Annotated in this window: 8 protein-coding genes; 2 read left to right on the forward strand and 6 right to left on the reverse strand. The window is 55.7% G+C overall.

Annotation, left to right across the window (positions count from 1 at the left end):
• Nucleotides 1–59: 59 nt before the first annotated feature.
• The 5 genes from IM273_RS20880 to IM273_RS20900 form a co-directional block, all read right to left on the reverse strand.
• Nucleotides 60–1,703 (reverse strand): multidrug ABC transporter permease/ATP-binding protein, encoded by a 1,644-nt coding sequence (locus IM273_RS20880; protein ID WP_193051919.1) that lies wholly within the window; start codon nt 1,701–1,703, stop codon nt 60–62.
• A gap of 69 nt (nt 1,704–1,772) precedes the next feature.
• Nucleotides 1,773–2,429 carry a DNA oxidative demethylase AlkB gene (alkB, locus tag IM273_RS20885; RefSeq protein ID WP_193051918.1) on the reverse strand — a complete coding sequence of 219 codons (657 nt, stop codon included), beginning with the start codon at nt 2,427–2,429 and terminating at the stop codon, nt 1,773–1,775.
• The gene (gene ada, locus IM273_RS20890; RefSeq protein WP_193051920.1) at nt 2,429–3,487 is read right to left on the reverse strand and encodes a bifunctional DNA-binding transcriptional regulator/O6-methylguanine-DNA methyltransferase Ada; all 1,059 of its coding nucleotides are present in this window, start codon (nt 3,485–3,487) and stop codon (nt 2,429–2,431) included. The genes alkB and ada overlap by 1 nt, the downstream gene beginning before the upstream one ends.
• A gap of 72 nt (nt 3,488–3,559) precedes the next feature.
• Entirely contained in the window at nt 3,560–4,615 is a 1,056-nt protein-coding gene (apbE, locus tag IM273_RS20895; protein WP_045629880.1) for an FAD:protein FMN transferase ApbE, read from the reverse strand.
• 114 nt (nt 4,616–4,729) lie between these two features.
• Nucleotides 4,730–5,842 carry a porin OmpC gene (locus tag IM273_RS20900; RefSeq protein ID WP_028013899.1) on the reverse strand — a complete coding sequence of 371 codons (1,113 nt, stop codon included), beginning with the start codon at nt 5,840–5,842 and terminating at the stop codon, nt 4,730–4,732.
• 743 nt (nt 5,843–6,585) lie between these two features.
• On the opposite strand from IM273_RS20900, the gene rcsD reads away from it, so the two are divergent.
• The gene (rcsD, locus tag IM273_RS20905; protein WP_028013900.1) at nt 6,586–9,258 is read left to right on the forward strand and encodes a phosphotransferase RcsD; all 2,673 of its coding nucleotides are present in this window, start codon (nt 6,586–6,588) and stop codon (nt 9,256–9,258) included.
• A 16-nt stretch (nt 9,259–9,274) separates the two neighbouring features.
• A complete protein-coding gene (gene rcsB / locus IM273_RS20910) occupies nt 9,275–9,925 on the forward strand; it encodes a response regulator transcription factor RcsB (protein ID WP_006176468.1) in 651 nt (216 codons plus the stop codon).
• Nucleotides 9,926–10,036: 111 nt separating this feature from the next.
• Here the strand turns inward: rcsB and rcsC are convergent, their stop codons facing one another.
• Nucleotides 10,037–12,883 carry a two-component system sensor histidine kinase RcsC gene (gene rcsC, locus IM273_RS20915; protein WP_047367976.1) on the reverse strand — a complete coding sequence of 949 codons (2,847 nt, stop codon included), beginning with the start codon at nt 12,881–12,883 and terminating at the stop codon, nt 10,037–10,039.
• Between the last annotated feature and the right edge of the window lie 65 nt (nt 12,884–12,948).

A 12,948-nucleotide genomic window follows, 5' to 3' on the forward strand; every position in this document is an offset into this window, starting at 1 on the left:
GGCATGACCATATTACTGGGAATCCCTCAGCCCCGTGGGAGAGGGTTAGAGTGAGGGCATCAGGCCGTGCGCGCCACCGCGTCACGCGACGCCGCATCGCGCTCGTCGCCGGTCAGCTCGCTCAGCCTGCCGTCGCGCATCTCCAGCAGACGGTCGGCGTGAATGAAGTAATGATCGTCGTGGCTGATGGCGAAAATGGTCTTGCCCATCTCCTGCATAAGCGGCAGCAGCACCTGATAAAACTCGCGGCGGAAGTGCGGGTCTTGATCCGCCGCCCATTCATCCAGCAGGATGATGTCACGCTCTTCCGCCAGCGCCAGCAGCAGCGCCACGCGCTTCTTCTGACCCTTAGAGAGCTTGAGGTTCAGGATTTTGCCGTCCTGGAGCTCCAGCTTGTGCGACATCTGCAGCTGCGCAAGCCATTTCTCAACCAGAGCCGGATTGGCCTGCTGCCCTTCCGGCCCCAGCAGCTGGTCAAACAGCCAGACATCGGTGAATACCGCTGAGAAAAGCTTGCGGTAATCCTCGGGTTTCTCCGCGCTCAGCACCTTACCGTCCAGCAGGATCTCGCCCGACTGCGGCTGGTAAAGTCCGGTGAGCAACATCGCCAGCGTGGATTTTCCGCTACCGTTGCCGCCGATGAGGAACAGCAGTTCGCCGCGGTGAATCGTCAGGTTGACCGGTCCCACGGAGAAGGCGTTGTCCTGATAGCGGAACGTCACGTCGCGCAGCTCCAGGGTCTGCCAGTTCGGGAAGGCCTGCGGGAGCGGGAATTCAGCCTTAAATGGCGCCAGATCGAACTTCTTAAGCTTGTTAAACGCCACCTGTGCGCTCAGCAAGGTGGGCAATGCGCCGACGGCCGAGAGCAGCGGCGTACGCAGGAACAGCAGGGTCAGCGAGTAGGTCGCCGCCACGTTGGTGTCCGCCCAGCCCAGGCTGTTCGCCATCCAGAATACCAGGCCAATGGCGCCCAGCATCATAATGTTGGACCAGTTCACCGCGCTCAGGTGGAAGGTATCGGCGCGAATAATGTGGTGCCGGTATTCGCGCGCGTCCGGGACATAGAGGTTATTGAAGATATGCTCGGCACGCTCGCGGTTGAGGGTCAGCTCTTTGCGCCCTTCCAGTACCGTCTGGTAATCGTTATAGAGCTTATCTTCCGTTTCGCGCAGGACCGCCATGTGTTTATAGACGCGCGACACCAGCATGAAACCGCCCCAGATGGTGATGGCAATCCACACCGCGGTCACCGCCAGCATTTTGGTCGAAAGCCAGGCGAGATAGGCCGCCGAGCCAAAGGTAAGGATGATCCCCTGCACCAGCTCCGGCAGGCGGACAAACGCGATGGTAATCGCGCGCACGTCGCTGGTCAGCCCCGCCAGCAAGGAGGCGCTGCCGAGCTGCTCCACGCGCTCAACCTGCGTGTCGAGGATCCGCTTGATGAACTCGCTGCGCAGGCGGAAAACGAAATGGTGACCAAGCGCGGTCAGCGCCAGCTGAGAGCCGAGCGTAACCGCCATCAACAGCAGCAGCAGGCCGAGAAACTCCGGCAGAACCGAGAGTGAGGTATCGACCATTTCGATCAGCCGCACGTTTATAAACGCGATCAGGCCAATACCCAGCGCCGCGCTGGCGAGGCTTAAGGCCATTACGGCAATGAAGGGCCAGCGGTACTGACGCCAGACAAGAAGAAGTAGTTGCATGCAGGCAATCCGGACAATAAAAATCAGCCAGCAGTGTAAACTGCCCTGAGCGGACATCAAGAATAATTCTTATTTTTGTTTGCTCAAACCCGCCTGACGGAAAGTCAGATTATAGCGGAACTCGCCAGTGAGGGGATGAACCCCGGGCTTCAGGGGCTGAATGCCGTGATAGTACAGCCGTGACTCCCTGCCCCACACCACCACGTCGCCGTGCTCCAGCATAATGCGCCTGAGCGGATCGTTGCGGCGCAATCCGCCAAACTGGAAGACGGCGGGCAGACCCAACGATACCGAGACGATGGGCGCGCGCAGATCGGGTTCATCCTTGTCCTGATGCAGCGAGAGCTTCGCGCCGATGGCGTAGCGGTTAATCAGGCAGGCATCCGGCCGGAAGTCAGGGTAATCTGCTGCAACGGCAGCCTCGTGACAAAGCGCCTGAAACACCGCAGGCACGGAAGGCCACGGCCGGCCGGTCGTGGGATCGTTCGGGGCATACACATACCCACGTTCGTTCGTCGCCCACCCCAGTTCGCCGCAGTTGGCCATGGCCACCGACATGGTGTAGCCGCCCGGCGTCACCATATGGCGAAACGGTGAAACCGCCGTGACCTCTTCAATACCGGCAAGCAATGCCGCCGCACGGGAGAGTGCAAAGCGGCGCAGGATCGCTGCCCCGGGCGCAAGCGGCTCCTGCCACGGTTCAGCATCCGCAAAAAGATCGAGCATTATCCCTCCCGGCGTTTCGCCTCACGTTTCAGTAATAGCGCTTTTCGCGCCGCCCCCCAGCGATAGCCCGACAGCGCGCCGTCGTTGCGGACTACGCGGTGACAGGGGATCACAATCGCCAGCCTGTTTGCCGCACAGGCACCCGCGACGGCACGCACCGCGTTGGGCTGGCCAATCGCCTTCGCCACCTGCTGATAGCTGGCCGTTTCCCCGCAGGGGATGTCACGAAGGGCCTGCCAGACCCGCTGCTGGAACGCGGTGCCGCGTATATCCAGCGGCAGCGCCAGCGGCACCGCGTGGTTATCAATACTGGCAATGACTTGTCTGATACGCTGGGCAAAGGCATCTTCCTGCGGGGCAGGCTCCGCGTTTGGAAACAGCGTCGCAAATTCTTCTGCCAGTTTGGTATCGTTGTCGCCCAGCAGTATCGCGCAAATCCCCCGCTCGCTTTCCGCAACCAGGCAGCGTCCCAGCGAACAGTCGCCGATGGCGTAACGCACCGCCACCTCGCCTTTGCGGTACTGCTTCGCCGTCATGCCCAGCGCATCGTTGGCTTTGCGGTAATAGCTGCTGCTGTCGGGAAACCCTGCCGCCAGCACGGCATCGGTAATTTTGTTTCCCTGCGCAAGCGCCGCGCGCAGACGCTGCCCCCGCGCCGCCTGCTGCCAGGCTTTTGGCGTCATCCCGGTGACGGACTTAAACAGCCGGTGGAAATGGAAAGGACTCATGGCGACCTGCTGCGCCAGGCCTTCAAGCGTCAGCGCAGGATCCTGCTCCAGAAGGCGACAGGCGTGCTCCACTTTCGCCAGCTTTTGCTGATTCGGATCGCGTTTGTCCGGCATGCAGCGCTTGCACGGGCGAAACCCTGCCTGAACGGCATGCTGGACATCGGGATAAAAGCAGACGTTTTTACGCAGCGCGTGACGGGCGCGGCATGACGGGCGGCAGAAAATCCCCGTCGTCTGCACGGCAAAGACAAACCGATCGTCAGCGCGCGGATCGCGAGCCAGAACGGCCTGCCAGCGATCCTCATCATTCATATAGGTTGGATTTTTCATCATCAGCTCCTCTTACAAGCATACCTTTAGCGTGCCCGAGTGCCAGTGATAAAAAACCCGCAACCTTGCTTTTTAATTTTTGTCGCTCACCAGGAAGCTGTTGAACTGCGGCGAGCTCCAGGTTTTGAACCCGTCGCCCTCTTTAGTGATCATATAAACCGCCAGCCCTTCCTGACGAACCACCTCTTTGGCTTTTTCCGGGCCGAGAACCATTAATCCGGTATCCCAGGCGTCGGCTTCCAGCGCAGTCGGCGCAATCACGGTCACCGAGACCAGGTTATGCGTGATGGGACGTCCGGTCAGCGGATCGATCACGTGCGAAATACGCTTCCCGTCGAGCTCGTAATAGTTACGGTAGCTCCCGGAAGTGCTGATGCCGTGCCCGTTAATATCCACAATGGCCTGTACGGCGTTTTGCCGATCGGTCGGTTTTTGAATCGCCACGCGCCACGGTTTACCGCTGGCGTTCATGCCCCGGCTGACTAACGCGCCGCCCACGGAGACCAGGTAGCGCGATATCCCTTCCTGCGTCATCAGCGCGGCAAGGTGATCCGCCGCGTAACCTTCACCTACCGTCGACAGATCGACAAACAGATCGGGGATATCTTTCTGCAGATACTGCTGGCCGTACTGGTTGATCACCGTCAGATGCTTTAGCCCTGTCCGGGCGCGGGCATCATCAATAGCCGCCTGATCGGGTGTGGTATCCGGCTGTTTGTTCGGGCCAAATCCCCAGAGATTGACCAGAGGCCCGACGGTGACATCCATCGCGCCGTTGGTTTTATATCCCACGCGCATTGATTCGGTGACGATATCGGCCATCGCTTCGCTCACCGGCCACAGGGAGGTACTGGTGGAAAGATTGAAGCGCATCAGCGCCGAGTCATTTTTATAGGTTGAGAGCAGTTGGTCGTCGGCGTCCAGCTGAGACTGGATTTTACCGCGAAGTTCATCAGCGCGCGTTTTATCCAGGCCCATCACGCTGACGCGCCAGAAGGTGCCCATCGTTTTGCCTTCGAGCACCGTCGCGGCGGGTGCATCGGTTTTCGCCACGGGCGCGGAATCGTCACACGCGGTCAGGAAAAAAAGCATAGCCAGAAAGCTGGCGCGTAAAAAAGTCATGTCCATTCATTATTATCCTCATGCCAGGGCGGCAAGAGTACACCAAAACGGTTGCGTTGTGAGGCCAAAAAAAAGCACAAAAAAGGGGCCTTCAGGCCCCTTAGTCACACGATGACGCGATTAGAACTGGTAAACCAGACCCAGCGCGACGATATCATCAGTGCCGATACCGGCCTGACGGGTGAACTCATTTTCATCAACCAGGTTGATTTTGTAATCCACGTAGGTGGACATGTTTTTGTTGAAGTAGTAAGTCGCACCCACATCAACATATTTCAGCAGATCCTGATCGCCGTAACCTTCGATGTCTTTACCTTTGGACTGCAGGTAAGCCACGGATGGACGCAGGCCGAAATCGAACTGGTACTGAGCAACCACTTCGAAGTTCTGCGCTTTGTTAGCAAAACCGTAAGCGGTAGTCGGGCTGCTGCCGTTAGAGGTACCGAAGCGGGTTGCGTTGTAGGTCTGAGAGTACTGCGCAGCCAGGTAGATGTTGTTGGCATCATATTTCAGGCCGCCAGAATAGACTTCTGCGTGATCGCCGTTACCGTAAACGCCCGGTGCGTTCTGGTCAGCGGTACGTTTGGAGGAGGACATCGCACCACCCACGCTGAAGCCTTCGCCCAGGTTATAAGTTACGGATGCACCGTAGCCGTCGCCGTTCTGTTTCAGCAGGCTGCGTCCACCGACGTTTTCGCCGCTTACGCTACCGTTTTTACCCTGATACTGCAGCGCAAAGTTCAGGCCATCCACCAGACCAAAGAAGTCCTGGTTACGATAGGTCGCCACGCCGTTAGCACGAGACTGCAGGAAGTTGTCTGAGCCGTAGGTATCGCCGCCAAATTCTGGCAGAACGTCAGTCCAGGAAGTTACGTCGTAGATCACGCCGTAGTTACGACCGTAATCGAAAGAGCCCGCTTCAGCGAATTTCAGACCAGCAAACGCCACACGCGTCCAGGACTGGTTGTCGCTTTCAGTCGTGTTGCCCTGGATCTGGTATTCCCACTGGCCGTAACCGGTCAGCTGATCGTTAACCTGAGTTTCGCCTTTGAAGCCAAGACGCATGTAGGTCTGGTCGCCGTCAGCACTCTTGTCGTCAGAGAAATAGTGCAGACCATCAACTTTGCCGTACAGATCTAATTTGTTGCCATCTTTATTATAAATTTCGGCCGCATTTGCTGCGCCTGCTACCAGCAGTGCTGGTACCAGGAGGGACAGTACTTTAACTTTCATTTTATTAACCCTCTGTTATATGCCTTATAATTGCCACTGCTTACTGGTTAACCCTCATTAACCAGTCGGCAAATTCATTCTCCGCAAAATTACAGAATAATCCAATGCGAATATGATACGAAAACTTTGAAGATGTTTCATTTATCCATCAACATGTTTCAAAATGTAAATGAAAAGGAACTTTTACAAAGCACAAAAAGCTTATAAATTTAGCACTTATAATCAAAACGAAAAAAGACCCAATACATATCAAAGAGTTAAAATAAAAAACGTTACCGCACTGAATGACAAAACAAGATCGACTCCAGTCTCTAAAATAACTCTCGCTATCATCATTAACTTTATTTATTACCGTCATTCAGCTTTGAATGTCTGTTTATCCCTAATTCAACCGGATGCGTCGCATTCGGTTTTTTTTTACCCTTCTTTACGTAACTTTTCCTTTTTTGTGCTACCGCCGCGTAATTGTAACGACTATTAACTAAATTCACGCTCGCCCCTGTGCATAACGGGAAAATTCGCTCAAAACTTAATTTCTTGTTAATTCGTGCTATTTTCTGACGAAATGCATTTTTTATTTGTACATGCATTATGCTCTTGTACACATTTAAGACGTACTTCCTCTCTCGCACGGGCCATCGAAAAAGTCGCTTGTTCAAGGACAGTGGCGCTGGAAATTCAGTTATTACCCTTTATACTGCCCTATCGCCACAGAGCACGACCATCACGGGTTAAAGATATCAATGAGTCAGACTGAAACTACCGCCCAAAGCAAATTCTCCCTTCTGCCCGGGAGCATCACCCGTTTCTTTCTTCTTTTGATCGTGGTGCTGTTAGTCACAATGGGCGTGATGGTGCAGAGCGCGGTTAACGCCTGGCTGAAGGATAAGAGCTATCAGGTGGTGGATATTACCCACGCCGTACACAAGCGCATTGATACCTGGCGCTACGCCACCTGGCAGATTTATGACAACATTGCGGCAGCGCCTGCCAGCTCATCCGGAGATGGACTTCAGGAGACGCGGCTGAAGCAGGATGTCTACTATCTCGAAAAACCGCAGCGTAAGACTGAAGCGCTTATCTTTGGCTCTCACGACAGCGCGACCCTTGAGATGACGCAGCGTATTTCGACCTACCTAGATACCCTCTGGGGCGCCGAAACGGTGCCGTGGTCGATGTACTATCTGAACGGTCAGGACAACAGCATGATCCTGATCTCGACGCTGCCGTTGAAAGATCTCTCTTCCGGATTTAAAGAGACGACGGTCGGCAGCATTGTCGACTCCCGCCGGGCAGAAATGCTGCAGCAGGCCAACGCCCTTGATGAACGTGAGAGCTTCTCATCGCTGCGCCGGCTGGCCTGGCAGAATGGTCACTATTTTACCCTGCGTACCACCTTTAACCAGCCGGGTCATCTGGCGACGGTCGTGGCCTTCGATTTACCCATTAATGATTTGATCCCGCCGGATATGCCGCTCGACAGCTTCCGTCTGGAGCCGGACAGCAGCACCCAGAACATGCGTGCGGCGTCCGACAAAGAGGCCGCAGAGAGCGTCACCATCTCCTTTAACGGCTCGAAAATTGAAATTGCCTCATCGCTGAACTCAACCGGCATGCGTCTGGTGTGGCAGGTACCGTTCGGCACGCTACTGCTTGATACCCTGCAAAATATTCTGCTGCCGCTGCTGCTGAATATTGGTCTGCTGGCGCTGGCCCTGTTTGGCTACAGCACCTTCCGCTTCCAGCCGGGACGCCAGAGCGACGCGTCTGCGGTCTCTGCAGGCAATACCAACGAGCTGCGCGTATTGCGCGCGCTCAATGAAGAGATTGTCTCCGTGCTGCCGCTAGGGGTGTTAGTTCACGATCAGGAATCGAATCGCACGGTGATGAGCAATAAAATTGCTGACCATCTGCTGCCGCACCTTAACCTGCAGAACATCACCACTATGGCGGATCAGCACCAGGGGGTTATTCAGGCCACGATTAACAATGAACTGTACGAGATCCGTCAGTTCCGCAGCCAGGTGGCACCGCGTACGCAAATCTTCATCATTCGCGATCAGGATCGCGAAGTGCTGGTGAATAAAAAGCTCAAGCAGGCGCAAAGGCTGTATGAGAAGAACCAGCAGGGGCGCGCGGCATTCATGCAGAATATTGGCGATGCCTTCAAGCAGCCGTTAAAAACGCTGGCGACCCAGGCGGCAGCGTTAAACACGTCTGAAAGCCACCAGCTCGCCTGCCAGGCCGACTCGCTGGTCCGCATGGTGGATGAGATCCAGCTGGCAAATATGCTGGAGAATGATTTCTGGAAAGGCACCCCTTCTCTCTTCTCCATTCAGGATCTGATCGATGAAGTGGTTCCGGAAGTCCTGCCCGTAATTAAGCGCAAAGGGCTGCAACTGCTAATCAACAACCATTTACCCGCCAATGACGAACGTCACGGCGACCGCGAGGCGCTGCGTCGTATTCTGCTGATGATTATTCAGTACGCCGTGACCACCACGCAAATCGGCAAGATCACCCTTGAAGTGAGCACCGACGAGTCGGCGGAAGATCGCCTGACGTTCCGCATTCTGGACACCGGGGAAGGCGTGACGGCGAGTGAAATTGATAATCTGCACTTCCCGTTCCTGAATGACACGCAAAGCGATCATTACGGCAAGGCTAACGCCCTGACCTTCTGGCTGTGCGATCAGCTGGCGCGTAAGCTCGGCGGCCATCTGAATATCAAGGCCCGTGAATCGCTCGGCACCCGTTACTCTCTGCACGTGAAAATGGCTGCCAATCCACAGGAAGAAGATGAAGAACGCCTGCTGGATGACGTTGTGGTGATGGTGGATGTGACCTCAAACGAGATCCGCAATATTGTGGTTCGTCAGCTCGAAAACTGGGGCGCGGCCTGCATCACGCCGGATGAAAGGCTGGCAAGTCAAGAATTTGATCTGTTTTTAACTGATAATCCGTCTAATCTTACTGCCTCGGGCTTGCTTTTAAGCGATGATGAGTCACGCGTGCGGAAAATCGGCCCTGGCCAGCTGCGCGTCAACTTTAATATAAGCAATGCGATGCAGGAAGCTGTACTACAACTAATAGAAGAGCAACTAGCGCAGGAAGAGATAACGGAATCCCCGTTAGGCGGTAATGAAAATGCCGAGCTTCACGCCAGCGGATACTATTCCCTCTTTGTTGATACAGTACCAGATGATGTGAAGCGGTTGTATACTGAGTCCGCTGCGAATGATTTTGCAGCGCTGGCACAGACAGCACACCGGCTTAAAGGGGTGTTTGCCATGCTTAATCTGGTTCCCGGCAAGCAGTTATGTGAAACGCTGGAACATCTAATTCGTGAGAAAGATGCCTCTGGCATTGAAAAATACATCAGCGACATTGACGCCTACGTCAAAAGCTTGCTGTAGCAAGGTAGCCTTATACATGAACAATATGAACGTAATTATTGCCGATGACCATCCGATTGTACTGTTCGGTATTCGCAAATCACTTGAACAGATCGAGTGGGTGAATGTAGTCGGTGAATTTGAAGACTCTACAGCACTGATCAATAACCTCCCAAAGCTTGATGCGCACGTGCTCATTACCGATCTCTCTATGCCTGGAGACAAATACGGTGATGGGATCACGCTCATCAAATATATTAAACGTCACTTCCCGGACATCTCGATTATTGTTCTGACCATGAACAACAACCCGGCGATTCTGAGCGCCGTGCTGGATCTGGACATCGAAGGGATTGTGCTGAAGCAAGGCGCCCCGACCGATCTGCCAAAAGCGCTGGCTGCGCTGCAGAAAGGCAAGAAGTTCACGCCTGAGAGCGTCTCTCGTCTGCTGGAAAAAATCAGCGCGGGTGGCTACGGTGACAAACGCCTGTCGCCGAAAGAGAGCGAAGTTCTGCGCCTGTTCGCCGAAGGTTTCCTGGTGACCGAGATTGCCAAGAAGCTGAACCGCAGCATTAAAACCATCAGCAGCCAGAAAAAATCAGCAATGATGAAGCTGGGCGTGGACAACGATATTGCCCTGCTGAACTATCTCTCCTCCGTTACGCTGAGCGCATCGGATAAGGATTGATCCCCACTGTAAATGCCGGATGGCGCTCACGCTTACCCGGCCTACAGAACCCGTAGGCCCGCGCAAGCACAGCGCCGCCGGGCAAATAAAAAAGGCCCTTACGGGCCTTTTTTATATTCTGGTTTTTCTCACGCGATCCGCATAAACAGACAGCGTTTGTTTGAGCACGTCCAGCGTCACCGGTTTCGACAGGCAGCTGTCCATGCCCGACTCCAGACAGCGCTGCTTCTCTTCCGCCAGCGCGTTCGCCGTCACGCCCACGACAGGCAGCGTCAGGCCAAGCTGTCGGATGCGCTGCGTCAGACGGTAGCCGTCCATGTTAGGCATGTTGACGTCGCTCAGCACGATATCAATATGATTTTTACTCAGCACATTCAGCGCATCCACGCCGTCATTGGCGGTTTTGCACTGATAGCCCAGCGATCCGAGCTGGTCAGCCAGCAGGCGGCGGTTAATCGGATGGTCATCCACCACCAGAATCATCATATCGTCATTCACTGACGCCAGACCTTCCGGTGACGGCAGCGCGACTGCACCGTCGTTCTCTTCCAGCTCGACTTTATAGATACGGGCCAGCAGGCTCAACAGCTCATGCGGCGTTGCGACGCTGTGCACCCATTCCCCCGGCGCACGTTCAACCGGTATGCCAATGTGGCGACGGCAGAAGAGCACCGTTCCTCTCCCCTGCCACGGCTGTTCCGGCATCTCGTCGGCGATGAGCACATCGTCCACGTCCGGCGTCTGGCCTTCATAGCGGCAGACCCTCACGCCGCTATGGGCGAGCAGCGCCGTCAGATAGTCATTCAGCGAGGCATTATTGACCGCCAGCCAGCAGCGCTTATCGTTCAGCCCGTCAACCGTGGCTTTTGCCGGATACTGCGCGGAATAGAGCGGAATGCGGATGGTGAACTGGCTGCCCATGCCGGGCTCGGTATCCACGGAAATGTCGCCGTCCATCATGCTGACGAGCTTCTCGCAAATCGCTAGCCCCAGACCGGTGCCCTGGAAGTTACGCTGCACGCCGGTGCCGACCTGGAAGAACGGATCGAACAGACGTACCACCTCCTTGGCCGGTATGCCCACCCCCGTGTCGCGCACGCGGATGCTGAGGTAATCTCCCGCCCGGCAGACGTGTAGCACAATGCAGCCGATATCGGTGAATTTGATGGCATTGCTGAGCAGGTTAGAGATGACCTGCTGCAGGCGCATCGGGTCGCCGTGCAGCGTCAGCGGCACATCCGGTTCGATGAAGCAGTAGAGCCCCAGCTGTTTACGCACCACCAGCGGCAGATAGTTGGCGCTGATGTGGTTCATGACCTCACGCGGCGAAAACTCGCGCGGCTCAATTTTCAGCTGCTCAGACTCAATTTTAGAGAAGTCGAGAATATCGCTGATGATCTTCAGCAGCAGGCTGGAGGAGTTGTTCATCGCCGTTACCAGCCGGTCGACGCCTTTCGGCAATTCCTTCGTCTGCAGCAGATCGAGGTTACCGATAATCCCGTACAGCGGCGTACGTAGCTCGTGACTGACGGTAGCCAGGAACATGGATTTCGACTGGCTGGCCTGCTCCGCGGCCTGCGCCATCTCCTGCAGCGACTCTTCCATCTTCACGCGCGCGGAGACATCCACCAGCACGCAAATCGCTACGTTTTCATTGCGATAGCGGGAATGAACAAAGCTGATCTGCAGGTTAGTGTGGGTGCTGGTGAGCACGTCGACAAAGTTCACCTGCTGGCCGCAGATGATTTGCGTCAGCCTTTGCCGGTCCTCGTGCGTCAGCATGTTCAGGTAGTTGTGCGCCAGCTCGTTACTCAGGATGTTGGTCCCGTCCTGGGTACGAAGAATGCAGATCCCCACCGGAGCCGAGGCGACAATCTTGCGGTTGAACTGCTCGTGCTCCTCCAGACGCTGGGCGTCACTTTCGGCGGGAATAAAGATTCTCCGCTCATACATGCGCGCCAGCGTAAACAGCGCCCCGCCCACCAGCAGGTTCAGCAGGATCGCATTCATAATAAGAATGCGTATCCGCTCAAGGACCATATCCACCGGCAGCGAGTAAACAATGCTCAGCGACGATGGCGGCAGGCTTTTTTTCAGCACCAGCTCGCGGAAGCCGGAGGTGTAGCCAAACCATGAGCGTTCCTGCATCCAGTGCGGATCGACGTTCAAACTTTTATCCGGCCCGGCGAGTGAGATCAGCTGATGCCCGTTTTCATCCAGAATGGTCACGCCCATCGGCAGGCTGCCCGGCGTGAAGAAGTTTTCCATGCGGATGGTCTGTTCAATCCCCAGCAGCGCCTGCAGACGATTACCCAGGTAGACCGGCGTCAGCGCGTAGAAATAGCCCACGCCCATGCGCGGCCCCTGGCTAATCCAGAAAATGTTGTTCCCGCGCTCGTCCTGCGGCGCATTGCGATATTTCACAATACGCTCGTGCAGGCTTTTCAGCGCATCATCGCGCTCGACGGGCACATCGCGCAGGCCAAAGTCAGCCATGCAGAGGTTTTCACTGCCAATCAGGAATACGCGGTTAAGGTCGTAGGCGGCGGAGAAGTTGTCGCGCCAGTAGCGCATAAACCAGGCGAGAGATTCCAGCGACCCGCGCCAGGTGCTGCTCATGGTGGAGCAATCCGAGTCCGGGAACAGCGGCTGGAAGTCCGGCACTTCGGTTTTGTCATTGCGCCCGCGCAGGGCAAGAATACCGTTTTCTGCCGTCAGCCGATTTTCGGCAATATACTTCAGCTCCTTCATCACGTCAGACGTTCGCTGAATGTAGCGCTGGGCCTGATCGGAGCTTAAATTAAACTCCTGGCGGATCTCCGCTTCTTTCTGGTTCAGCGCATTGACGATGTAAAACACCGACAGCAAGGCCACCAGCAGCCAAAGCAGGAGCGCCAGCGCCCGGAACAGATAGCGAGAAACTTTCAGCGTGGTACGAAAGGAGACGAGGTATTTCAAAGGGGCGAGGCTCCGCCGTCGGGGTCAAAAGAATGTGGTTAAGGTAGCGGTAAACGCGGCTTGTC

This window comes from Enterobacter cloacae complex sp. P13B (assembly GCF_014895915.1).
GTDB classification, from domain to species: Bacteria; Pseudomonadota; Gammaproteobacteria; order Enterobacterales; family Enterobacteriaceae; genus Enterobacter; species Enterobacter bugandensis.

What these genes read in the sequence shown, in the direction of transcription:
- IM273_RS20880 (WP_193051919.1), bottom strand. Translation starts at nt 1,703, where the DNA reads ATGCAACTACTTCTTCTTGTCTGGCGTCAGTACCGCTGGCCCTTCATT.
- alkB (WP_193051918.1), bottom strand. Translation starts at nt 2,429, where the DNA reads ATGCTCGATCTTTTTGCGGATGCTGAACCGTGGCAGGAGCCGCTTGCG.
- ada (WP_193051920.1), bottom strand. Translation starts at nt 3,487, where the DNA reads ATGAAAAATCCAACCTATATGAATGATGAGGATCGCTGGCAGGCCGTT.
- apbE (WP_045629880.1), bottom strand. Translation starts at nt 4,615, where the DNA reads ATGGACATGACTTTTTTACGCGCCAGCTTTCTGGCTATGCTTTTTTTC.
- IM273_RS20900 (WP_028013899.1), bottom strand. Translation starts at nt 5,842, where the DNA reads ATGAAAGTTAAAGTACTGTCCCTCCTGGTACCAGCACTGCTGGTAGCA.
- rcsD (WP_028013900.1), top strand. Translation starts at nt 6,586, where the DNA reads ATGAGTCAGACTGAAACTACCGCCCAAAGCAAATTCTCCCTTCTGCCC.
- rcsB (WP_006176468.1), top strand. Translation starts at nt 9,275, where the DNA reads ATGAACAATATGAACGTAATTATTGCCGATGACCATCCGATTGTACTG.